The sequence below is a fragment of the Bounagaea algeriensis genome (genome assembly GCF_054491375.1).
Map to the genome: position 1 here is coordinate 3,563,406 of NZ_CM137102.1, position 22,803 is coordinate 3,586,208.

Here is a 22,803-nt window from a genome sequence, read left to right on the forward strand (position 1 = left end):
TCGCGAGTGGTCGAGCACCCCGCGGCAGACCTGCGGCCGCGGGGCAGCCACCGCACTCGCAACCCGTTCAACCGTCGAGGAGCCCCGCCCGCATGCGCGACAATGACGAGGTGAACTCGGACAGCACGGATCGGACGAACGAACCCGCCCACGCCTCGGCCGCGGCCGACGCCCCGGATGCGCCCCGCGGGGCGGGCGGCGCGCCGTGGACGCTCGAGCCCGGCCTCGCCGCGGAGTCCCCCTCCGCCGACGGCACGCCGCCGGAATCCGACGGGGACGCGCGCGTGCCGTCGGCACCGCCCGCCGCGACGCGCGCCGCCGCCAGCACCGACCTGCCCGACGACCGGTACCTCAACCGCGAGGTGTCCTCGCTCGACTTCAACGCGCGGGTGCTCTCGCACGCCGAAGACCCCTCACAACCGCTGCTGGAGCGGGTGCGGTTCCTGGCGATCTTCGCCTCCAACCTGGACGAGCTCTACATGGTGCGAGTGGCCGGTCTGAAGCGCCGCGAGGAAGCCGGGCTGGCCGTGCGCAGCGCCGACGGGCTCACACCGCACGAGCAGCTGGAGCGGATCGCGGCCCGCAACCAGGACCTGATGCGGCGGGTGTCGCGGGTGTTCACCGAGGAGCTGCTGCCGGAACTGCGCAGTCACGGCATCACCATCGTCGGTTGGGACGAGCTCGACGCCGACGACCGGGAGCACATGTCGGCCTACTTCGAGGAGCACATCTTCCCCGTGCTCACGCCGCTCGCGGTGGACCCGGCGCACCCGTTCCCGTACATCTCCGGGCTGGCGCTGAACTTCGCGGTGAACGTGGCCGACCCGGAGGCCGGGATGCGCCGGTTCGCCCGCGTGAAGGTGCCGAACAACGTCGCCCGCCTCATCCGGTTGGAGTCCGAGCGCAACAGCGAACTGGCGACGTTCCTGCCGCTGGAGGAGCTCATCGCCGCGCACCTGGGCAAGCTCTTCCCCGGCATGGAGGTCGCCGAGCATCACATCTTCCGCGTGACCCGCAACGCCGACCTCGAAGTGGAGGAGGACCGCGACGAGGACCTGCTGCAGGCCATGGAGCGGGAACTCGCACGCCGGCGGTTCGGCCCCCCGGTGCGGTTGGAAGTCACCGACACGATGAGCGAGAACATGCTCGAGCTGCTGCTGCGCGAGCTCGAGGTGGACCGCGACGAGGTGGTCGAGGGACGCGGGCTGTTGGACCTGTCCTGCCTGTTCCAGTTGCACAAGCTGCAGCGCCCGGAGCTGAAGTACCAGAGCTTCGTTCCCGCGACGCATCCCGCGTTCGCCGAAGGCACGTCGAAAAGCATCTTCGCCACCCTGCGCGAGGGCGACGTGCTGCTGCACCACCCGTACGACGCGTTCTCCACCACGGTGCAGCGCTTCATCGAACAGGCCGCCGAGGACCCGAACGTGCTGGCGATCAAGCAGACGCTGTACCGCACTTCCGGGGACTCGCCCATCGTCGACGCGCTCATCGACGCCGCCGAGGCGGGAAAGCAGGTCGTCGCCCTGGTGGAGCTGAAGGCGCGGTTCGACGAGCAGGCCAACATCCAGTGGGCGCGCACGCTGGAACGCGCGGGCGTGCACGTGGTCTACGGCCTCGTCGGGCTGAAAACGCACTGCAAGACGGCTCTGGTGGTGCGGCAGGAGGGCTCGACGATCCGCCGCTACTGCCACGTCGGCACCGGCAACTACAACCCGAAGACCGCGCGGCTGTACGAGGACCTGGGGCTGCTGACCGCCTCGCCCGAGGTCGGGGCGGACCTCACCGATCTGTTCAACGTGCTCACCGGTTACGCCAAGCACGACACCTACCGCAAGATCCTCGTGTCACCGCAGGGGATCCGCAGCGGCATCGTGGAACGCGTCGAAGCCGAAGCCGAACGCGCCCGGCAGGGCTCGACGAGCGGCATCCGCATGAAGGTCAACGCGCTCGTGGACGAGCAGATCATCGACGCGCTGTACCACGCCTCGCGGGCGGGAGTGCCGATCCGCATCGTCGTGCGCGGAATCTGCGCGCTGCGGCCGGGGGTGCCCGGGTTGAGCGAGAACATCGAAGTACGCTCCATCCTGGGGCGGTTCCTCGAGCATTCGCGGATCTTCCACTTCGAGGGCTGCGCGGAGCACTGGATCGGCAGCGCGGACATGATGCACCGCAACCTGGATCGGCGCATCGAAACGCAGGTGCGGGTGACCGATCCGCGATTGACCGCGCAGCTGGACTCGATCCTGGACTCCGCCCTGCACCCGTCCACACGCTGCTGGGTGCTCAACGCGAAGGGCGATTGGGAAGCATCCCCGCACGGTGTGGAGCAGGTGCGCGACCACCAGCTGGAGATGCTGCGAACGCACGGCGCGAAGGTGTCTTGAAGCATGGGCAGAATCGAACAGCGGTCCACCGAGGAGAGCGATCGGCAGGCGCCCGCGGTGGTGCGCGCCGCGGGCGCCGTGCTGTGGCGGTGGGGTGCGCAAGGCCGGGAAATCGCCGTGGTGCACCGTCCGCGCTACGACGACTGGACCCTGCCGAAGGGCAAGATCGATCCGGGGGAGATCGCACCGCGGGCCGCCGTGCGCGAAGTCCTCGAGGAGACCGGTTTCCGCTGCGCCCTGTCCCGATTTCTGACGCAGGTCACCTATGCGGTCGCACGCGGCGGCAAAACGGTCGATTACTTCGCGGCGCAAGCCCTGCCCGGCACGTTCGCCGCCAATGACGAAGTGGACGAACTCCGCTGGATGGCGCCCGAACGGGCGCGCGAACAGCTGAGCTATTCCGTCGACGTTCCGGTGGTGCAGGCCTTCGAGCGCCTGCCGACGGACACCGTGATGGTGCTGCTGGTGCGCCACGCCGACGCGGGCGAGCGGGCGCAGTGGACCGGCGAGGACACCCTGCGGCCGCTCTCCGGGCCCGGGCGGGAGCAGCGCGACGCGCTGACCGAACTGTTGTCGCTGTACGAGCCGGCGCGCGTGCACTCCGCCCCGCGGGTGCGGTGCACGCAGACCGTGGAACCGCTGGCGGAGCGGCTGGGATCCGACGTCGTGGACGAGCCGCTGCTCTCGGAGGAGGGCTACGCGGCCGAGCCGGAGGCGGCCGTCGACCGGCTGACGCGGCTGGCCGCAGCGGCCGGCGCCATCGTGGTGTGCAGTCAGGGCAGGGTGATTCCGGACCTCGTGACGCGGTTGGCGCGCACCGGCGGCGTGCAGCTGGACGAAGGCATCAGCAGCGCCAAGGCGAGCGTGTGGAGCCTGATGTTCCGCCGGGATGCCACGTCGGACAACGGGCACGGCCCCCTCCCGCGGCTCGTCGCCGCGGACTACTTCCCCGAAGCCCGCGCGTGAGAACCCGGGACCGGGTGAATCCCTCGCAGGGCGTGCCCTCAGGGAGCGATGCTGGCGGCGTGGTGGTGCACAGGTAGTGCACTAACCCGCCCCCCGTCCTTCGGCTCGCCAGAGCCGAAGGACCCGCCATCGCCACCGGACCCACCGCGGAAAGCACCGCTGTGGGCCCGCAGCGACCGCTGTGCCGCGCGGGACCGGGCGACACAGGCCTTCCCTCCGGCGCGGACCGCGAAGCGCTGAGAAGGCGCTGCGGACGGCCTGCGCATGACGAACGGGCGGCGTCCGCGTTCCCCGAGGGGATCAGGACACCGCCCGTTGCCGGATGTTGAAGAACGTGCTCACCGCACCGGCGAGCACGTTCACTTTCGCGTTGTCTTGCCGGCCGACTGCGACTTCTTGGTGCTCGTGGAACGCGTGGTGCGCGTACCCGAAGTCTTCGCCGCGGATGTCGATTTGCTCGCAGTGGACGTGGACTTGCTCGCCGTGGACTTCGGCGCGGCCTTGCTCGTGCCCGACTTGGCGGTGCTGGCCTTGCTGGTGCCGGTCTTGGCGGTGCTGGCCTTGCTCGTACCGGTCTTGGCGGTGCTGGCCTTGCTGGCGGTGCTCGCCTTGCTGGTACCGGTCTTGGCCGTGCTGGCCTTGCTGGTGCCGGTCTTGGCCGTGCTCGCCTTGCTCGTGCCGGTCTTGGCCGTGCTCGCCTTGCTCGTACCGGTCTTGGCCGTGCTCGCCTTGCTCGTACCGGTCTTGGCGGTGCTCGCCTTGCTCGTACCGGTCTTGGCGGTGCTGGCCTTGCTGGCGGTGCTCGCCTTGCTCGTGCCGGCCTTGGCCGTGCTCGCCTTCGTGGTGGCACGACTGGTCTTCGCCGAGGTGGACGATGCGGTCGTGGACCCCGTCGAGGCGCTCTTCGTGCGCGAAGCGGAGGTGGTCCGCGTGGTCTGCCCACGGGCGGTGCCCGCCTTTGATCCGGACACGCGCGGCAGTTTCCGCTGTCCGCCGACGACTTCCTTGAACTGCGTACCGGCGCGGAAAGCCGGCACGTTGGTCTTCTTCACCTTCACGGTCTCGCCGGTGCGGGGGTTCCGCGCAGTGCGGGCGGCCCGAGCGCGCTTCTCGAAGACCCCGAATCCGGTGATGTTGACCTTCTCGCCCTTGTTCACATTGCGAACGATGATGTCCACGACGTTTTCCACGGCCTGGCTGGCGGTCTTCTTGTCACCGAGCCGTTCAGCCAGGGCCTCGATGAGTTGGGCCTTGTTCACTTTCGGTCCCTCCCAGGACGACAACTAACGGCCCCCGCGGGCCGACTCAATGTCAACGGTAAGGGCCATGACAAACAAATGCCATTCGCCACGCCTACTTTTTCGTTGGCGCAGCTGACAAACGAGTCACCCCGCGGGGGCCGCAGTTCGCTCCGGAGGAGGGTGCTGGAGTTGTGCGCGAAACCTCGTTCTTCCTGCTGTGCGGCGAAAAAATGCGTTCAGCGCCGAGAGCCCTCAGCTCGCGTCCAACGCCCCTGTCGTCGGTTTGAAGCCCGGGCGCTGCGCCTCAAACGTGTCGATCGTCTCCACGTGGCGCAGGGTCAGCCCGATGTCGTCGAGCCCCTCCAGCAGGCGCCAACGCGTGTAGTCGTCGATGTCGAACGAGACGGTGCGGTCGCCCGCGCGCACGGTGCGCTCGCGCAGGTCGACCGTGATCTCCGCGCCGGGGTTCGCCTCCAGCTCCTCTTGGAGGAGTTCCACATCGGACTGGGCGCACTGGGCCGTCAGCAGTCCCTGCTTGCCCGCGTTGCCCCGGAAGATGTCGGCGAAGCGGGACGAGATGACCACCCGGAATCCGTAGTCGTGCAGCGCCCAGACGGCGTGCTCGCGGGACGAACCGGTGCCGAAGTCCGGTCCCGCGACGAGCACGCTGCCGTTGCGGTAGGGCTCCTGGTTCAGCACGAAGTCGGGGTCGGCGCGCCATGCGGAGAAGAGCGCGTCCTCGAACCCCGTGCGGGCGACCCGCTTGAGGTACACGGCGGGGATGATCTGGTCGGTGTCCACGTTGGACGTGCGCAGCGGCACACCGACACCGGTGTGCGTGGTGAACGGTTCCATCGGCGATTGCTCCTTGTCATTCGTGGTGGGCACAGCGCGCGGACGGTCGGCGCACCGACCGGTTCAGTCCAGGTCCTCCGGGGAGGACAGCGTGCCGCGCACGGCGGTCGCAGCAGCGACCAGCGGGGAGACCAGGTGCGTCCGACCACCCTTGCCCTGGCGGCCTTCGAAGTTCCGGTTGGACGTCGAGGCGCTGCGCTCACCGGAGGACAGCTGATCGGGGTTCATCCCCAGGCACATCGAACAACCGGCCGAACGCCATTCCGCCCCGGCGCCGCGGAAAACCTCGTCCAGGCCCTCGGACTCCGCCTGGTTGCGGACTTTCATCGAGCCGGGGACGACGAGCATCCGGAGGTCGTCCGAAACCTTGCGCCCGTTGATGATCTCCGCCGCGCTGCGCAAGTCCTCGATGCGGCCGTTCGTGCAGGAACCGAGGAACACGGTGTCCACGGCGACTTCCCGCAACGGCGTGTCGGGCCGCAGGTCCATGTACTCCAACGCCTTTTCGGCCGCGGATCGTTCCGCCTCGTCGGCCATGTCGGTCGGATTCGGCACGCGTTCACCCAGCGGCAGGCCCTGCCCCGGGTTCGTCCCCCACGTGACGAACGGCGTGAGCTCGTCGGCGTCGATCGTGACTTCCGCGTCGTAGCGGGCGTCCGCATCGGTGGTCAGCGAGCTCCAGTACTCGACGGCTTCGTCCCACCGCTCGCCCTTCGGCGCCTGCGGCCGATCCGCGAGGTAGGCGAAAGTCGTTTCGTCCGGCGCGATCATGCCGGCGCGCGCGCCCGCTTCGATGGACATGTTGCACATCGTCATGCGGGCTTCCATGGACATGTTGCGCACGGCCGTGCCGCGGTACTCCAGCACGTAGCCCTGGCCGCCGCCGGTGCCGATCTTCGCGATCACCGCGAGGATGACGTCCTTGCTCGTCACGCCGGGCCGCAGCGTGCCCTCGATGTTGACGGCCATCGTCCGGAACGGCTTGAGCGGGAGCGTCTGGGTGGCGAGGACGTGCTCCACCTCGGACGTTCCGATCCCGAAGGCCAGTGCGCCGAACGCCCCGTGCGTGGAGGTGTGGCTGTCGCCGCACACCACGGTGGCGCCCGGCTGCGTCAGTCCCAGCTGCGGACCGACGACGTGCACGATGCCCTGCTCGTCATCGCCCATCGGGTGCAGCCGGACGCCGAACTCCTCGCAGTTGCGGCGCAGCGTGTCCACCTGCGTCCGCGAAACCGGGTCGGCGATCGGCAGTTCGGTGCCGGTGGTCGGGACGTTGTGGTCCTCCGTCGCCAGGGTGAGGTCGGGGCGGCGGACCTGGCGTCCCGCCAGCCGCAGCCCCTCGAACGCCTGGGGGCTCGTCACCTCGTGCACCAGATGCAGGTCGATGTAGAGCAGATCGGGTTCGTCCCCCTCTCCCTCGCGGACGACGTGCGCGTCCCAGACCTTCTCGGCGAGTGTTTTTCCCATTGCTGCTCCCGCTGGAGTGACGCTCGTCGCGGAACGTCCCACGGAGTGGACTTCCCATATGACGAGACGTTAATATCGTTACGTGGGACAGCATAGCGGTATCGGAGTGTTGGACAAGGCCGTGGCCGTGCTCTCGGCCATCGCCGAGGAGCCCTGCGGCCTCGCCGAGCTGTGCGCACGCACGGGTCTGCCCCGGGCGACGGCGCACCGGTTGGCGGTGGGGCTCGAGGTCCACCGACTGCTGCGGCGCGGCTCGGACGGGAACTGGCGGCCGGGGCCGGCCCTGGCCGAGTTCGCCGGCGGCGCCGTCGACCCGGTGCTGGAGGCCGCCTCGACGGTACTGCCGAAACTGCGCGACGCGACCTCGGAGAGCGTGCAGCTCTACCGGCGCGACGGGATGCAGCGGCTGTGCATCGCGACCGCCGAACCGCCCTCGGGGCTGCGCGACACGGTGCCCGTCGGTACCGCGGTGTCCATGTACGCGGGCTCGGGCGCGAAGGTGCTCGCCGCCTGGGCCGACGCCGCGACCCAGCGGGCGGTGCTGTCCGAAGCGGTGTTCGGCGAACGCACGCTGATGGAGGTGCGCAGGCGCGGCTGGGCGCAGAGCGTCGCCGAGCGCGAAGCCGGCGTGGCGAGCGTGTCCGCACCGGTCCGCGACGCCAGCGGCAACGTCATCGCGGCCGTGTCCGTGTCCGGGCCCATCGACCGCATGGGCCGCAGGCCGGGCTCGCGGTGGGCCGCGGACCTCCTCGCCGCTGCCGACGCGCTGCAGAACCGCCTCTGAAGAGGAGACGCGCACCGAAACGGCCACGGGAACCGGAGCGGTGGCGGGAATCGAAGCGGCACCGTGAACCGAAGGGCTGTGTGAACCGAAGAGCACCGTGAACCGAAGAGCGGCGCAAAAGAGCACCGGCGCCGACCGGCACCGGTGCTCTTCGTAGTCCCGACGGGATTCGAACCCGCGTTACCGCCTTGAGAGGGCGGCGTCCTGGGCCACTAGACGACGGGACCGCACCAACTGGACCTGGCTGCGTCCGGATCTCATCCTACCGGACGCCCGCGGCGCGGCGACGTCGGGGCGGAGGCGGCCGGCTTCCCCAACCTTCCCCCGACGACAAAAACGCCGACATCCGAGGGGATGTCGGCGCTCACCGTAGTCCCGACGGGATTCGAACCCGCGTTACCGCCTTGAGAGGGCGGCGTCCTAGGCCACTAGACGACGGGACCCCAGTCCTGCTCGCGCTCCGGAGGAGTCGAACCGACCAGCTGGGGTACCAGGATTCGAACCTAGACTAACTGAACCAGAATCAGTCGTGCTGCCGATTACACCATACCCCATTGTCACCCGGGTCCAGGTCGCTGCCGGAACCTCAAGCCCTGGGCTTTCCAGTCCCCGGCGCTCCCTGTCGCCGTTCTGCGAATATCCTAGCCCACGCCGCGCACCACCCTGAAACCACCCCCCGGGTGAGGGATTTCCGCAGGCGAGGAGGCATTTCCGCGCTGCGGGACCAGCTGCGAGGCCCGGGTCAGCCGTGCGCGCCGGCCAGCGCCGGCCGCTGCGCGGGCCGCCCACCGCCGGCGGCGGAACCGGTGATCAACCACGGCAATTCGCGCAGGCTGGAGATCATCGACACCCCGGGCGGCGGTCCCCCCGACTGCGCCCGGTTCAGCCAGACGCCGCGCATGCCCGCCCGACTCGAACCGAGGGCGTCGGTGCTGAGGCGGTCCCCGATGTGCACGATCCGCTCCGGCGCCAGATCCAACGCCTCGCTCGCACCGCGGAAGATGCGCAGATCCGGTTTGCGCACACCGATCTCACCGGAGATGACGAGCGCGTCGAAACGCCCCGCGAGACCGAGCGCCTCGATCTTCGCGCGCTGGTACCGCCCGGGCGCGTTGGTGACCACGGCCAGGCGCAGGCCGTTGTCGTGCAGCCAGTCCAGGCACGGGCGAGCGTCGTCGAACAGCCGCCAGGCGTTCTGCATGGCCACCGTCCGCACGTGTTCGCGGCGGCCCGCCTCGGTGTCGTCGATGTGCTCGCCGAACTCCGCGAAGAACGCGCGCGTCCTGCGCACCCGCATGGTGTCGAAATCGAATTCCCCGGCGAAGCAGCGCTGCTCGTGGCGCTCGGTCACCGAGCGCCACACCGGCCACGCCCGTTCCGTACCGACGAGGGCGCGCAGGCCCGCGCGCGCAGCGCTCTCGCTGTCGAGCAGGGTGTCGTCGATGTCCAGGCTGACAGCAGCGATCGCGCCCTCGCTCCGGGGCCTGGGCACACACGTGGGTTCATCAGGGACGGAGATCACCCCGAGAGGCTATGCGGTCGCTCCCCGACCGCGACTCTGCCAACGCGGTGATCCTGCGCCGCTGACTCGGTTGAGTCGGCAGCGGTCTACTCGTCCGCCGACACGCGCGCCCGCGCGGCGCGCAGCCGGTCCATCGACACCTCGCGGCCCAGCAGTTCCATGGATTCGTACAGCGGCGGCGAAACCGTGCGTCCGGTCGCGGCCACGCGCACCGGCCCGAAGGCCTTGCGCGGTTTGAGACCGAGTCCGTCCACAACGGCGCTTTTCAGCGCGGACTCGATCTCGCCGGCCGTCCACTCCGGCAGCTCGTCGAGCGCGGCCAGCGACGCGTCCAGAATCGACGCAGCCTCCCCGGTGAGCGCCTTGTCCGCAGAGGCCTGTTCGATCTCGAAGTCCTCGCCCGCGAACAGGAAACCCATCATGCCCACGGCATCGGAGAGCACCACGACCCGCTCCTGCACCAGCGGCGCGGCCGCGCGCACCAGGGAGAGCTCCTGCTCGGTCGGACGCTCGGGCAGGACACCGCCCTCGACGAGGTGGAAAACCACTCGCTCGGCGAAGTCCGACACATCCAGCTTGCGCAGGTGCGCAGCGTTGATGGCCTCGGCCTTCTTCACGTCGAACCGGGCGGGGTTGGCGCTGACGCGGCCGATGTCGAAGGCCTCGACCATCTCGTCGAGCGTGAAGACGTCGCGGTCGTCCGAGATCGACCACCCCAGCAGTGCCAGGTAGTTGAGCAGCCCCTCCGGTACGAACCCGCGTTCGCGGTGGTGGAACAGGTTGGACTCGGGATCGCGCTTGGAGAGCTTCTTGTTGCCCGGCCCCATGACGAACGGCAGGTGGCCGAACTCCGGGGTGAAGTCCGTGGCACCGATCCGCTGCAGCGCCTCGTACAGCGCGATCTGGCGCGGCGTCGAGGACAGCAGGTCCTCCCCGCGCAGCACGTGCGTGATGCGCATCAGCGCGTCGTCGACGGGGTTGGTGAGCGTGTAGAGCGGATCACCGTTGCCCCGCACCAGCACCGGGTCCGGCACGCTGCCCGCGGGGAAGGAGATCTCCCCGCGGATGAGGTCGGTGAACCCGATCTCCCGGTCGGGCATGCGCAACCGCAGCACCGGGGTGCGCCCCTCGGCGCGCAAAGCGCTCTTGCGCTCCTCGGTCAGGTGGCGATCGTGGTTGTCGTAGCCGAGCTTCGGGTCGCGTCCCGCCGCGCGGTGCCGCTGCTCGACCTCCTCGGGAGTGGAGAACGCCTCGTAGAGCTCGCCCGCCTCGAGCAGCCGCCGCGCGACGTCGCGGTAGATCTCACCTCGTTCGCTCTGCCGGTACGGCCCGTGCTCCCCACCGGCACCGGGACCCTCGTCCCAGTCGAGGCCGAGCCACCGCAGCGCGTCGAGCAGTGCGGCGTAGGACTCCTCGCTGTCCCGGCTGGCGTCGGTGTCCTCGAGGCGGAACACGAGCGTTCCCCCGTGGTGCCGGGCGAAGGCCCAGTTGAACAGCGCGGTGCGGATCAGCCCGACGTGCGGTGTCCCGGTCGGTGACGGGCAGAACCGGGCGCGGACGGGTGTCGTTGCGGCTTCTGACGTGCTCATCACGGTTTCAGCGTATCCAGTCGGCGGCGTGGCGCGGGTTCGGGGAGCTGTTCGCCGCCGCGGACACCCGAGTCGTGCGATGCGCCGCACGCCACCACGGCGGGGTCGCTCCCGCCCGGGCGGGCGAAGCGGGTTGACGGGTGCGCACCGGCGGTGGTGCCATGAATTCAACAGCCGTTGAATGCTGGAGGGGATCGCGATGGAGCGAACCACCTGCTGCATCGTCGGCGGCGGTCCCGCCGGCGTCTTCCTCGGGCTCATGCTCGCCCGTTGCGGTGTGCACGTCACCGTGCTGGAAAAGCACACCGACTTCCTCCGCGACTTCCGCGGGGACACGGTGCACCCGACCACGCTGCGACTGCTGGACCGGCTCGGCCTGTCCGCCGAGTTCAACCGGCTGCCGCACCGCCGCGTCGAGACGGTCAGCGTCCTCACCGACGGTCAGCCCCGGGTGCTCGGCGACCTGCGCATGCTGCCGGGCCCGTACGACTACATCGCCATGGTTCCGCAGTGGGACCTGCTCGACCTGCTCACCGATGCCGCCGAGCGGGAACCCGCGTTCACCCTGCGGATGGGCACCGAGGCCACCGGTCCGATCCGGGAAGGCGGACGCGTCAACGGCGTGCACTACCGCACCGGCGACGGCACCACCGGGCAACTGCGCGCGACCATCACCATCGCCTGCGACGGCCGCGACTCCTTCGTCCGCGAGCTGCCGGACCTGCCGCTGCGGGACTTCCCGACCCCGATGGACGTGCAGTGGTTGCGACTGCCCCGCCGGGAAACCGACCCCGCGGGCGCGCTCGGTTCGATCGCTCACCGCAGGTTCACGGCCCTGCTGGACCGCGGCGACTACTACCAGGCCGCTTCGATCATCACCAAGGACAGCGACGCCCGGCGCCGCGGCGAGAAGCCCGTCGAGGAACTCAACACCGATCTCGTGCACGCGTTGCCGTGGCTCGGCGACGGCCGCACGCTCGTCACCGACTGGTCCGAGGTGAAGCTGCTGCGGGTGAGTCTGGACCGGCTGCTGCGGTGGCACCGGCCCGGGCTGCTGTGCCTCGGCGATGCGGCGCACGCGATGTCGCCGGTGGGCGGCGTGGGCATCAACCTGGCGGTGCAGGACGCCGTGGCCGCCGCCCGCCATCTCGCCGAACCGCTGCGCACCGGCACGCTGCAGCGCAAGCACGTCGCAGCGGTGCAGCACCGCCGGTATCCCGCGACCGCGCTCGTCCAACGCTTCCAGCGGCTCGCGCACGACAACGTCGTCGAGCCGGCGCTGCGCGGTGAACTCGACCTGGCCGCGGCACGCCCGCCGCTGCCGCTGCGACTGGCCGACCGGGTACCGCAACTGCGGCGCATCCCGCCGTACCTGATCGTCTACGGGGCCGCGGAGGAACGCCCTCCCGCCGGCGCGCTGCGGACGTGAGGCCGCCCGGGGGTGTGTACATTTCTCGAGAAAAGTACACACCCCTGGGCGGGGTGCACAGTTCTGCGGGCGTGCAGGTTCAGGCGTCCTGCACGGTGTTCGTCAACGTGCCCAGGCCGTCGACGGACACCGAGACCTTCTGGCCCGCCTCCATCGGACCCACGCCCGAAGGCGTGCCGGTGAGGATCACATCCCCCGGCAACAGGGTCATCACCGCGGAGACCCAGGCGATGAGAGCGCCCACGTCGTGCTGCAGCAGCGACGTGCGGGACTCCTGCTTGACCTCACCGTCCAATTCGGTCCGAATCCCCAGATCGCCCGGATCCACGGCAGTGTCGATCCACGGACCCAGCGGGCAGAAGGTGTCGTAGCCCTTGGCACGGGTCCACTGCCCGTCCTCCTGCTGCTGATCGCGCGCGGTCACGTCGTTGGCGATGGTGTAGCCCAGCAGCACGTCGGCTCCGCGGGCCTCGGGCACGTTGCGGCACGGCTGACCGATCACCGCGGCGAGTTCCCCCTCGTAATCCACGCGGTTCGAGCTCGGCGGGCGCTTGATCACCGAGTGCGGACCGGCCACGCTCGTCGAGGGCTTCATGAAGATCACCGGGTTCGCCGGCGGTTCCCCGCCCATCTCGCGCGCGTGCTCGGCGTAGTTCTTGCCGACGCAGATCACCTTCGTCGGCAGGATCGGCGCGATCAGCCGGACATCGGACATCGGCCACTTGCGGCCGGTGAACTGGGGATCGCCGAACGGGTGCTGGTCGATCTCCACGGCCAGCACCTTCTCCTGCGGATTCTGCGGATCCGGTTCGAGCGCGACGAACGACACGCCGTCGGAATGGGCTACGCGAGCCAGGCGCACAGCGACCTCCCTGACAGGGAATGGGAACAATCGGCAGTCGAAAACACCCAGCCTAACCCGCGTGCGCAGCCGCTGGACGTGCGCGGGCCGCCGGTGGTTCGACGCTGGCGCGCCGAACCACCTGATCAGCACAACTACCCGCCAGCCCCCGGGCGCAGCTCCCGCGAGGAGGTGTTGCCCCACCTGCGGCGCGCAGGACCGAGAACCACCTCAGCATGTCGTGAGGGCGTTGCGGTGCGCCGCCTTGTACGCCAGCGCATCGCACAACGCCATCCAGCTGGCTTCGACGATGTTGCTGTGCACACCGACGGTGTTCCACTCGCGTTCGCCGTCGCGGGATTCCACGAGCACGCGGGTGACCGCGTCGGTTCCGGCCGCATCGGTGAGGATGCGCACCTTGTAGTCGGCCAGCTCCACGTCGCCGACCCACGGCAGGTGCGGCACGAGCGCCTCGCGCAGCGCCGCGTCCAGCGCGTTGACCGGGCCGTTGCCCTCGGCGGTCGCGATGACGCGCGCACCCTCGACGACGACCTTCACCGTCGCTTCGGAGACCACGTCGCCGTCGGGGCGGTGGTCCAGCACGACTCGGTAGGACTCCAGCGAGAACGGCGCAGCGAAGTCGGATCCGCCCTGCCGGGACGCGGATTCCCCGCCGGACTCGGTGGTTCCAGCCTCGGTGTTCGCGATCTCGCGGCGCAGCAGCAGTTCCAGCGAGGCATCGGCCGCTTCGAACGACCAGCCGTGGGCTTCGAGTTCCTTCACGCGACGGACCGCACCGGTCACGGCGTCCGGATTGGACGCGAGATCCACCCCGAGCTCGGCGCCTTTCAGTTCGAGACTGGCGCGCCCGGCCATTTCGGTGACGAGCACGCGCATGTCGTTGCCGACGACCGACGGGTCGATGTGGTTGTACAGCTCCGGGTCCACTTTGATCGCGCTGGCGTGCAGGCCGGCCTTGTGCGCGAACGCGGCATCGCCCACGTACGGCTGGTGCGCGTCCCGGGCGAGGTTGGCCAGTTCGGTGACACCCTGGGCCACGCGGGTCATCTCGGCGAGTTTGCCGTCCGGCAGCACCGGCATGTCGAGTTTGGTGGCGAGGTTGCCGATGACGGCGAACAGGTCCGCGTTGCCGGCGCGTTCGCCGTACCCGTTGGCGGTGCACTGCACGTGGGTGGCGCCCGCTTGCACCGCGGCCACGCTGTTGGCCACGGCGCAGCCGGTGTCGTCCTGGCAGTGGATCCCCGCGCGCAGACCGGTGCGCGCGATGACTTCGCCGACGGTTTCGGCCAGTCGCACGGGCAGCTGCCCGCCGTTGGTGTCGCAGAGCACGGCTACGTCGGCGCCGGCCTCCCCCGCGGCTTCGAGCACGCGCAGCGCGGTGTCCGGGTCGTGGTCGTAGCCGTCGAAGAAGTGCTCCGCATCGAGGAACACCCGCCTCCCCTCGGCGACCAGGTGCCGCACGGTGTCGGAGACCATGGCGCACGCTTCGGCGACGTCGGTGCGCAACGCCCGCTCGATGTGCCTGCGGTCGGCTTTGGCCACGAGCGTGACCACGGGGGCCTGCGCGTCGAGCAGGGCGCGCACCTGCTGGTCGTCCGCGGCCCGTGCGCCGGGGCGGCGGGTCGCTCCGAACGCGACGAGCGCCGCGTGCTGCGGTTCGAGTTCCCGCGCGGCGCGGTGGAAGAACTCGGTGTCCTTGGGCAGCGCGCCCGGCCAGCCGCCTTCGATGAACCCGACACCGAGCGAGTCCAGCTGCCGCGCCACCGCGAGCTTGTCGGTGACCGAGTAGGAGATGCCTTCCCGCTGGGCGCCGTCCCGCAACGTGGTGTCGTAGACGTGGAACGAGTCGCCCAGGGGGGTCGCTGCCGGGGTCGTGCGCGTCACTGCCTGCTCCTCGACTGATTCGGTGTTGCTGACTGCGTGCTGACTGCGGGGTGACCGTGGCAATAAAAAAGACCCCCCGCGGGATGCGAGAGGTCTGCGCGCCGGGGACTGCGGAGTCTCCTACCCGGCGCGCCCGCCAATAATGACGACGCGGTAAGCCACGCCGCTATGCTGCCACACCCGGCAAGCGGGATCACGCATTGGGCTGCGCTTCCCGCATGCTGAACGGCCGGCGGATCGCCGCCGCGCCGACCTCGCCACTCGGGCGTTCGCGCAGTTCAGAGCGCGCTCGCGCAGCTGCGCGACTGGCAGCTGCCCGCCGCGGGCACCAGCCACGAGCAACAGCTGTGCGACCGCTCACACGTGCGGCAGCAGTTCGCAGGGAGGCGCCGAACGAGCCCGCCGAGAGGTGCCGCAGCAAGGCCCCGCAGCAAGGCCCCGCAGAAAGGGCGCCGGGACGGCATCGAACCGGGGCCGCGCACACGCGTGTCGGGCGCCGGAAGGGCACCCGACACGGCAGTGTGCGCACCTGCGCAGCGGCAGCTCCGCAGCAGCAGCTCCTCAGCGGCAGCGCCGCAGCGGCAGCCATCTGAGCAGCAGCACCTCAGGCGGTGTTGCTCGACGCGGCCACCTCCCGCGAGGAGACCAGCGCCGCGAGGCGATCACCGATCGCCTGGGTCGCGCCCGGGGCGGCGTGATCGCGCGTGGCCAGGTCGAAGGAGATCGAGGCCTCCACCCGCCGCGCGGCCTCGGACGCGCCGAGCTGGTCGAGCAGCATCGCCAGGGACAGCACGGTCGCGGTCGGATCGGCCGCGCCCTGGCCGGCGATGTCCGGCGCACTGCCGTGCACCGGCTCGAACATGCTCGGATTCCGGGCGGTGGCGTCGATGTTCCCACTGGCAGCCAGGCCGATACCGCCGGTCACCGCGCCGGCGATGTCGGTGATGATGTCGCCGAACAGGTTGTCGGTGACGATGACGTCGAACCGGCCCGGATCGGTGACCAGGTGGATCGTGGCCGCGTCCACGTGCTCGTAGGACACGGTCACGTCCGGGTACTGCAGGGAGACCTCTTCGACCACGCGCGACCACAGCGATCCCGCGTGGCTGAGCACGTTCGTCTTGTGCACCAGGGTCAGGTGCTTGCGCGGCCGCACGTTGGCGCGGGCGAACGCGTCGCGCACCACCCGCTCCACGCCGAAGGCCGTGTTCAGGCTGACCTCGGTGGCCACCTCCTGCGGGGTGTCCTTGCGCAGGATCCCGCCGTTGCCCGCGTACGGGCCCTCGGTCCCCTCCCGGACCACCACCATGTCGATCTCACCCGGATCGCTGACCGGGCTGGCCACGCCCGGGTACAACCTCGCCGGACGCAGGTTCACGTGGTGGTCGAGTTCGAACCGCAGCCGCAGCAGCAGGCCGCGTTCGAGGATCCCGCTGGGCACCGAGGGGTCACCGACGGCACCGAGCAGGATCGCGTCCTGCTCGCGCAGTTCCCCGAGGACGGACTCGGGCAACAGCTCCCCCGTCGAGTGCCACCGAGCGGCTCCCAATTCGTAGCGAGTGATCTCGGCATCCGGGACGACCTCACCGAGGACCTTCAGCGCCTCGGTCACCACCTCCGGCCCGATCCCGTCACCGGGGATCACAGCGAGCCGCATCTACACACCTCCCGAGCAAAAACCCCGCTTCGGGGCCTCGAAACCGTTGCACCGAAGGTTACTCGTCCCCACCCGGCCGACCGCAGGCCGACCCACCCAGCGGTTCGAACATCTCGCTCGGTGGGACGACCTGCCGCGTCGTCACTCGAAGCTGACCGTGCGCACGGTGCGCGCGCCGACCGCGTTGCCGATCGGCTCCAACACGCCGGCGTCCACCGGCCGGTCCACGCGCAGCAGCATGACGGCGTTGTCCCGCTCGGTGGTCTGGCTGACCGTGGCGGCGTCGATGTTCACACCGACCTCGCCGAGCAGGGTGCCGACCTTGCCCATGACACCGGGGCGGTCCGGGTACTCCAGCAGCAGGACGTTGCCCTCGGCGCGCAGGTCGAAGTGCCGCCCGTTGACCTCGACGAGCTTCTCGACGAGGTTCGAACCGGTCAGCGCGCCCGACACGCGGGCGATCGAACCGTCCGCCATGCCCGCGCGCACGGACACCAGGCTGCGGTGGTTCGGGCTCTCGGCGTTCTTCTGCACCTCCACCGACACGCCGAGCTCCTCGGCCAACTGCGGCGCGTTGACGAAAGTGACCTGGCTGTCCACCGCGCCGGAGAAGACCCCGCGCAGCGCGGCCAGTTGCAGCACGGAGACGTCCTCGTCGGCGAGCTCGCCGCACGCCTCGACGGTGACCGAGGTCGGGGTGGTGCCCGCCAGCGAGGCCAGCAGCTGCCCCAGCTTCTGCGTCAGCGGCAGGTACGGGCGCACCTCCTCGCCGACCGCGCCGCCCTGGACGTTGACCGCGTCCGGCACGAACTCGCCGGCCAGTGCCAGGCGCACCGACTTCGCCACGTCGATGCCCGCGCGGTCCTGCGCCTCCACGGTGGAAGCGCCCAGATGCGGGGTCACCACGACGTTGGGCTGGTCGAACAGCGGACTGGAGGTGGTGGGTTCCTCCTTGAACACGTCGATGCCCGCACCGCCGACGTGCCCGTTGCGCACCGCGTCGGCGAGGGCTTCCTCGTCGATGAGCCCGCCGCGGGCGGCGTTGACGATGATGACGCCCTGCTTGGTCTTCTTGAGCTCCTCGGCGCCGATGAGCCCCAGCGTCTCCGGGGTCTTGGGCAGGTGGATGGACAGGGCGTCCGCGCGGGACAGCAGCTCGTCCAGGCTCACCAGTTCGATGCCCAGCTGGGCGGCGCGCGCCTTGGACACGTAGGGGTCGTAGGCGACGATCCTGGCGTCGAAGGCGGCCAGCCGGTGCGCCACCAGCTGGCCGATCTTGCCGAGGCCCACCACGCCGACGGTCTTCTGGTTGAGTTCGACACCGGTGTAGGAGCTGCGCTTCCACGCACCGCCGCGCAGGCTCTGGTCCGCGGCCGGCACGTTGCGCGCCACGGACAGCAGCAGGGCGATGGCGTGCTCAGCGGCCGAAACGATGTTCGAGGTGGGCGCGTTGACCACCATGACGCCGCGTTCGGTCGCGGCCGGTACCTCCACGTTGTCCAGGCCGACACCGGCGCGGGCGACCACCTTCAGCTGGGTGGTCGCGGCCAGGACCTCGGCATCAACCTTCGTGGCGGAGCGAACCAGCAGCGCGTCGGCGTCGGCCACTGCCTCCAGCAGCGCGGGGCGGTCGGTACCGTCGACCTGACGCACCTCGACCTCGTTGCCCAGCGCCTCGATCACCGACGGCGCCAGCTTTTCTGCGATCAGCACGACAGGACGGCTTGCATTGGTCACGAGAAAGCTCCATTGCGAGGGATCACGGTCGATGCACGGGCACCCCATTGTGTCCCGAACGCGGCGCAGTCTAGCGACATTTTGAGAAATCGTTCACAAGGGTGTAGCCCGGATCACCGGGAAAAATATCGCTCCTTATCGCATCCTCGCAGGTCAGCAAGGCCATTGCGCAGCTGTTCAAATGCCACTCGAATGGATCAGCAGCGGTGGTGGTCAGGGCTCGTCGAATTCGCCGTCCTTGGCGCCGGCGACGAACGCGTCCCACTCCTCCGGGGTGAACACCAGCACCGGACCGTCCGGCTCGGCCCCGTTGCGCATCCCGATGTAACCGTCGACGAACGCGATCTCCACTCCCGGTTCCGCCGGATCGTCGGTGCTCGGAATCCACTCCGCAGCGCTGAAATCGAGCTCGTCGCGGATGTGCGCCTTGTCGTCGTAGGTCTCGTCCTTCTCGGGGGCCTCGTTCTCCTCGGACACGCTGCGAACCCTAGCGCCCACGCAGCGGAACGGAGCAACGCGGTCCGCGGCCGGACGAGGGCCGGTCCGCCACCGCGGTTGCGCGCCCCGCTGCACGGCACCACCCCGGCACGCAGGCCCCTGCACAACGCGGGTCCCCGCAACGAAGCGGGCCTGCCACAACGCGGGCCCCGGCACAACGCGGGCCCCGGCACAACGGCGCCCCGGCCCCGGCTGCGGGCCGGGGCCGGGGCGCCGGGCCCCGCGCGCACCCGCGGGTGCGCTCAGCGCGCGGAACTCACTTCATCGTCCAGGACATCAGCGAACGCAGCTTGCGGCCGACCTCCTCGATCTGGTGCTCGTTGCCCGCCTGCTGCAGCCGGTTGAAGTTCGGCCGGCCGTTGTCGTCCTCGGCCACCCACTCCTTGGCGAAGCTGCCGTCCTGGATCTCGCCGAGGACCTTGCGCATCGACTCCTTGACGCGGTCGTCGACGACCCGCGGACCGCGGGTGAGGTCGCCGTACTCGGCGGTGTCGCTGCAGGAGTAGCGCTGCCCGGCGATGCCGCCCTCGTACATCAGGTCGACGATCAGCTTGAGCTCGTGCAGCACCTCGAAGTAGGCGATCTCCGGCTGGTAGCCCGCCTCGACGAGCACCTCGAAGCCGTTCTGCACCAGCGCGCTCGTGCCACCGCAGAGCACCGACTGCTCACCGAACAGGTCGGTCTCGGTCTCCTCGGTGAAGGTCGTCTTGATGACACCGGCGCGGGCACCGCCGATACCGGCCGCGTAGGACAATGCCAGCGCCTGCGCCTGACCGGACGGGTCCTGCTCCACCGCGATCAGGCACGGCACGCCCTTGCCGTCGACGAACTGCCGCCGCACCAGGTGGCCCGGCCCCTTCGGCGCGACCATCGCCACGTCCACATCGGACGGCGGCTGGATCAGGTCGTAGCGGATGTTGAAGCCGTGGCCGAAGAACAGCGCGTCGCCGCTGTTGAGGTTCGGCGCGATGTCGTTCGCGTAGATCTCGCGCTGCTTGGTGTCCGGCGTCAGGATCATGATGACGTCGGCCTCGGCGGCGGCGTCGGCGACGGTGGCCACGCGCAGACCGTCGTCGGCGACCTTCTGCCGCGACTTCGAACCCTCGTGCAGGCCGATCCGCACGTCCACACCGGAGTCCCGCAGGCTCAGCGCGTGCGCGTGGCCCTGACTGCCGTAGCCGATCACGGCCACCTTGCGGCCCTGGATGATGCCGAGGTCGGCGTCGGCTTCGTAGAAAATCTCAGCTGCCAATGGTCCTCTTCCTTTCCGGCTGTGCTCGTCACCGCACGGGCGCGGTGGCCGTGATCGATTTGGGGCCGCGGCCGATCGCGATGGTGCCGGACTGCACCATCTCGCGAATCCCGTACGGCTCCAACATGCGCAGCAACGCGTCGAGCTTGTCGGTGGTGCCCGTGGCCTCCACGGTCAACGCCTCCGGCGAGGCGTCCACCACCTTGGCGCGGAACAGCTGCACGGTCTCCAGCACCTGGCTGCGCACCGAGGCATCGCCCCGGACCTTGACCAGCAGCAGTTCGCGGCGCACCGCCGAGTCCTCCTCGAGCTCGACGATCTTGATCACGTTGACCAGTTTGTTGAGTTGTTTGGTGACCTGTTCCAGCGGCTGTTCGTCCACCGAGACGACGATGGTCATCCGGGAGATCTCCGGGTGCTCCGTCGGCCCCACCGCCAGCGACTCGATGTTGAAGTTGCGCCGGGAGAACAGCCCCGACACGCGGGCCAGCACCCCGGGCACGTTCTCCACCAGCACGCTCAACGTGTGTCGGCTCATCGGCGCGCTCACCCCTTGTCCTCGTCGAACAGCGGGCGAAAGCCACGCGCCGCCATGATCTCGTCGTTGCTCGTACCGGCAGCCACCATCGGCCACACCTGGGCGTCCTTACCCACCACGAAGTCGATCACGACGGGTCGGTCGTCGATCTCCACCGCACGCTTGATGACGCTGTCGACGTCCTCTTCGGACTCGCACCGCATGCCGACGCACCCGTGCGCCTCGGCGAGCAGTTTGAAGTCCGGGATCCGGTGCTCGTGGCTGCCGAGGTCACTGTTCGAGTAACGCTCGGCGTAGAAGAGGTTCTGCCACTGCCGGACCATACCGAGGTTGCCGTTGTTGATGATCGCCACCTTGATCGGGATGCCCTCGATGGCGCAGGTCGCCAGCTCCTGGTTGGTCATCTGGAAGCACCCGTCGCCGTCGATCGCCCACACCGGGGCGTCCGGGCGGCCGGCCTTGGCCCCCATCGCGGCGGGCACGGCGTAGCCCATCGTTCCCAGGCCGCCGGAGTTGAGCCAGGTGCGCGGGTCCTCGTAACCGATGAACTGGGCGGCCCACATCTGGTGCTGGCCCACACCCGCGGTGTAGACCGCGTCGTCACCGCCGAGCACCCCGAGCCGCTCGATCACGTGCTCCGGCGAGAGGCTGCCGTCGGCGGGCCGCTCGTAGCCCAGCGGGAACCGGGAGCGCCAGTCGTCGAGCTGCTCCCACCAGGCGGACAGGTCGCGGCTGCCGTTCGCCGCCTGGTGCTCGGCCACCGCTTCGTCGAGCTCGGTGAGCACATCGGCGCAGTCACCGACGATGGGCACGTCGGCGTGCCGGTTCTTGGAGATCTCGGCCGGGTCGATGTCGGCGTGCACGATCGTGGCGTCCGGGGCGAACGAGGACAGCTGCCCGGTGACCCGGTCGTCGAACCGGGTGCCGAGCGCGATGAGCAGGTCCGCGCGCTGCATCGCCGCGACCGCGGCCACCGTGCCGTGCATGCCGGGCATGCCGAGGTGCTGCGGGTGCGAGTCCGGGAACGCACCGCGCGCCATCAGCGTGGTCACGACCGGGATCCCGGTGCGTTCCGCGACGGCGCGCAGTTCCTGGTGCGCATCGGCCTTGATGACGCCGCCGCCGACGTAGAGCACCGGCCTGCGCGCCTGGCCCACGAGCCGCGCGGCCTCCCGCACCTGCTTGTTGTGCGGTTTGTTCGTCGGCCGGTAGCCGGGCAGGCGCATCTCCGGCGGCCAGGAGTAGGAGGTGCTCGCCTGCTGCACGTCCTTCGGGATGTCGACCAGGACCGGGCCCGGGCGGCCGGTCGAGGCCAGGTAGAACGCTTCGGCGATCACGCGGGGAATGTCGTCGGGGTCGCTGACCAGGAAGTTGTGCTTGGTCACCGGCAGGGTGATGCCGCAGATGTCGGCTTCCTGGAACGCGTCGGTGCCGATCAGACCGGTGGTCTGCTGCCCGGTGATGGCCACGAGGGGAACCGAGTCCATGTTCGCGTCGGCGAGAGCAGTGACGAGGTTCGTGGCACCGGGCCCGGAGGTGGCCAAGCAGACCCCCACCTTGCCGGTGGCCTGGGCATACCCGGTCGCCGCGTGCCCGGCTCCCTGCTCGTGCCGCACGAGGACGTGGCGCAGGTTCCCGGAATCCAGCAGCGGGTCGTAGGCAGGCAGGATCGTGCCGCCCGGCAACCCGAAGACCATCTCGCACCCGACGGACTCCAGCGAGCGCACGAGGGCGCGCGCCCCGGTCGTGCGCACGGGAGCACCTTCGGGGGGAGCGGGTTTCGGACGCGGACTCGGCGATGTCGCCGAGTCCTCTTTCTGTCGGGTGTTGGCGCTGGTCATGGACTCTGCCTCGCGATCAGAAGTGGGCCGGAACACGAAAAAACCCCCGCCGGCCGAGACGTGGCCTTGCGAGGGTTGGGCGCGTCGACGCTGCGAACTTCCTAGGCGTCGACGCGCCCCGGAAGTACGAGAATGTCGTTCGGTCGCAGCATGGCGGCCACGCTAGTCGCAGCCACTGCACGCGGTCAAACCTGCGGGAGGAAGCTCCCGCATCGCGGGACGACCGGGCTTCGGCCGGCGGAGACGGGTTTCGGCCGGCGGAGAGTGGCGCGCTCGCGACACCCCGCCTCCGCAGGT

General features: G+C 69.8%; 17 protein-coding genes and 3 tRNA genes. 4 read left to right on the forward strand and 16 right to left on the reverse strand.

From position 1 onward, the window contains the following. The first annotated feature begins 92 nt into the window (after positions 1 to 92). The gene (locus ACVGV2_RS16235) at positions 93 to 2,384 is read left to right on the forward strand and encodes an RNA degradosome polyphosphate kinase (protein WP_459163211.1); all 2,292 of its coding nucleotides are present in this window, start codon (positions 93 to 95) and stop codon (positions 2,382 to 2,384) included. 3 nt (positions 2,385 to 2,387) lie between these two features. Further along, positions 2,388 to 3,350, forward strand: a complete 963-nt coding sequence (locus tag ACVGV2_RS16240) for an NUDIX hydrolase (RefSeq protein ID WP_459163212.1) — start codon at positions 2,388 to 2,390, stop codon at positions 3,348 to 3,350. 359 nt (positions 3,351 to 3,709) lie between these two features. Here the strand turns inward: ACVGV2_RS16240 and ACVGV2_RS16245 are convergent, their stop codons facing one another. From ACVGV2_RS16245 to leuC, 3 genes are all read right to left on the reverse strand, one after another. Then, positions 3,710 to 4,609: an HU family DNA-binding protein gene (locus ACVGV2_RS16245; protein WP_459163213.1), complete on the reverse strand. Its 900-nt coding sequence runs from the start codon at positions 4,607 to 4,609 to the stop codon at positions 3,710 to 3,712. 234 nt (positions 4,610 to 4,843) lie between these two features. Then, entirely contained in the window at positions 4,844 to 5,446 is a 603-nt protein-coding gene (leuD, locus tag ACVGV2_RS16250) for a 3-isopropylmalate dehydratase small subunit (protein ID WP_459163214.1), read from the reverse strand. A 63-nt stretch (positions 5,447 to 5,509) separates the two neighbouring features. Beyond that, entirely contained in the window at positions 5,510 to 6,913 is a 1,404-nt protein-coding gene (leuC, locus tag ACVGV2_RS16255) for a 3-isopropylmalate dehydratase large subunit (protein ID WP_459163215.1), read from the reverse strand. Positions 6,914 to 6,995: 82 nt separating this feature from the next. Here leuC and ACVGV2_RS16260 point away from each other — a divergent pair, with 82 nt between their 5' ends. Next, complete coding sequence (locus ACVGV2_RS16260) at positions 6,996 to 7,697, forward strand: IclR family transcriptional regulator (RefSeq protein WP_459163216.1); 702 nt, start codon at positions 6,996 to 6,998, stop codon at positions 7,695 to 7,697. A gap of 154 nt (positions 7,698 to 7,851) precedes the next feature. On the opposite strand, the gene ACVGV2_RS16265 is transcribed toward ACVGV2_RS16260, so the two are convergent. The 5 genes from ACVGV2_RS16265 to gltX form a co-directional block, all read right to left on the reverse strand. Then, positions 7,852 to 7,924: transfer RNA gene (locus tag ACVGV2_RS16265), tRNA-Glu, on the reverse strand. A gap of 143 nt (positions 7,925 to 8,067) precedes the next feature. Beyond that, a tRNA-Glu gene (locus ACVGV2_RS16270) sits at positions 8,068 to 8,140 on the reverse strand. Between the two features lie 39 nt (positions 8,141 to 8,179). Continuing rightward, positions 8,180 to 8,251 (reverse strand) — tRNA-Gln (locus ACVGV2_RS16275). 188 nt (positions 8,252 to 8,439) lie between these two features. Beyond that, positions 8,440 to 9,189 carry an HAD family hydrolase gene (locus tag ACVGV2_RS16280; RefSeq protein ID WP_459163217.1) on the reverse strand — a complete coding sequence of 250 codons (750 nt, stop codon included), beginning with the start codon at positions 9,187 to 9,189 and terminating at the stop codon, positions 8,440 to 8,442. A gap of 116 nt (positions 9,190 to 9,305) precedes the next feature. Further along, on the reverse strand, positions 9,306 to 10,808 hold the full coding sequence (gene gltX, locus ACVGV2_RS16285; protein WP_459163218.1) for a glutamate--tRNA ligase: 1,503 nt from the start codon (positions 10,806 to 10,808) through the stop codon (positions 9,306 to 9,308). Positions 10,809 to 11,007: 199 nt separating this feature from the next. On the opposite strand from gltX, the gene ACVGV2_RS16290 reads away from it, so the two are divergent. Next, positions 11,008 to 12,237 carry an FAD-dependent oxidoreductase gene (locus ACVGV2_RS16290; protein WP_459163219.1) on the forward strand — a complete coding sequence of 410 codons (1,230 nt, stop codon included), beginning with the start codon at positions 11,008 to 11,010 and terminating at the stop codon, positions 12,235 to 12,237. 79 nt (positions 12,238 to 12,316) lie between these two features. On the opposite strand, the gene ACVGV2_RS16295 is transcribed toward ACVGV2_RS16290, so the two are convergent. The 8 genes from ACVGV2_RS16295 to ACVGV2_RS16330 all read right to left on the reverse strand — a co-directional run bounded on the left by ACVGV2_RS16295 (position 12,317) and on the right by ACVGV2_RS16330 (position 22,506). Further along, a complete protein-coding gene (locus ACVGV2_RS16295) occupies positions 12,317 to 13,099 on the reverse strand; it encodes a fumarylacetoacetate hydrolase family protein (RefSeq protein WP_459163220.1) in 783 nt (260 codons plus the stop codon). 210 nt (positions 13,100 to 13,309) lie between these two features. Further along, entirely contained in the window at positions 13,310 to 14,983 is a 1,674-nt protein-coding gene (gene cimA / locus ACVGV2_RS16300; RefSeq protein ID WP_459163221.1) for a citramalate synthase, read from the reverse strand. 604 nt (positions 14,984 to 15,587) lie between these two features. After that, positions 15,588 to 16,640: a 3-isopropylmalate dehydrogenase gene (locus ACVGV2_RS16305; RefSeq protein ID WP_459163222.1), complete on the reverse strand. Its 1,053-nt coding sequence runs from the start codon at positions 16,638 to 16,640 to the stop codon at positions 15,588 to 15,590. Between the two features lie 141 nt (positions 16,641 to 16,781). Continuing rightward, complete coding sequence (serA, locus tag ACVGV2_RS16310) at positions 16,782 to 18,377, reverse strand: phosphoglycerate dehydrogenase (protein WP_459163223.1); 1,596 nt, start codon at positions 18,375 to 18,377, stop codon at positions 16,782 to 16,784. 213 nt (positions 18,378 to 18,590) lie between these two features. Then, on the reverse strand, positions 18,591 to 18,854 hold the full coding sequence (locus ACVGV2_RS16315; protein ID WP_459163224.1) for a DUF397 domain-containing protein: 264 nt from the start codon (positions 18,852 to 18,854) through the stop codon (positions 18,591 to 18,593). A 277-nt stretch (positions 18,855 to 19,131) separates the two neighbouring features. Then, positions 19,132 to 20,127 carry a ketol-acid reductoisomerase gene (gene ilvC, locus ACVGV2_RS16320; protein ID WP_459163225.1) on the reverse strand — a complete coding sequence of 332 codons (996 nt, stop codon included), beginning with the start codon at positions 20,125 to 20,127 and terminating at the stop codon, positions 19,132 to 19,134. Positions 20,128 to 20,155: 28 nt separating this feature from the next. Then, a complete protein-coding gene (gene ilvN, locus ACVGV2_RS16325; RefSeq protein WP_459163226.1) occupies positions 20,156 to 20,665 on the reverse strand; it encodes an acetolactate synthase small subunit in 510 nt (169 codons plus the stop codon). 8 nt (positions 20,666 to 20,673) lie between these two features. Next, entirely contained in the window at positions 20,674 to 22,506 is a 1,833-nt protein-coding gene (locus ACVGV2_RS16330; protein WP_459163227.1) for an acetolactate synthase large subunit, read from the reverse strand. Positions 22,507 to 22,803: the final 297 nt, after the last annotated feature.

Excerpts from the sequence above, each read along its gene's own strand:
- ACVGV2_RS16235 (WP_459163211.1), top strand. The coding sequence starts at position 93 with ATGCGCGACAATGACGAGGTGAACTCGGACAGCACGGATCGGACGAAC.
- ACVGV2_RS16240 (WP_459163212.1), top strand. The coding sequence starts at position 2,388 with ATGGGCAGAATCGAACAGCGGTCCACCGAGGAGAGCGATCGGCAGGCG.
- leuD (WP_459163214.1), bottom strand. The coding sequence starts at position 5,446 with ATGGAACCGTTCACCACGCACACCGGTGTCGGTGTGCCGCTGCGCACG.
- leuC (WP_459163215.1), bottom strand. The coding sequence starts at position 6,913 with ATGGGAAAAACACTCGCCGAGAAGGTCTGGGACGCGCACGTCGTCCGC.
- gltX (WP_459163218.1), bottom strand. The coding sequence starts at position 10,808 with ATGAGCACGTCAGAAGCCGCAACGACACCCGTCCGCGCCCGGTTCTGC.
- ACVGV2_RS16290 (WP_459163219.1), top strand. The coding sequence starts at position 11,008 with ATGGAGCGAACCACCTGCTGCATCGTCGGCGGCGGTCCCGCCGGCGTC.
- ACVGV2_RS16305 (WP_459163222.1), bottom strand. The coding sequence starts at position 16,640 with ATGCGGCTCGCTGTGATCCCCGGTGACGGGATCGGGCCGGAGGTGGTG.
- ilvN (WP_459163226.1), bottom strand. The coding sequence starts at position 20,665 with ATGAGCCGACACACGTTGAGCGTGCTGGTGGAGAACGTGCCCGGGGTG.
- ACVGV2_RS16330 (WP_459163227.1), bottom strand. The coding sequence starts at position 22,506 with ATGACCAGCGCCAACACCCGACAGAAAGAGGACTCGGCGACATCGCCG.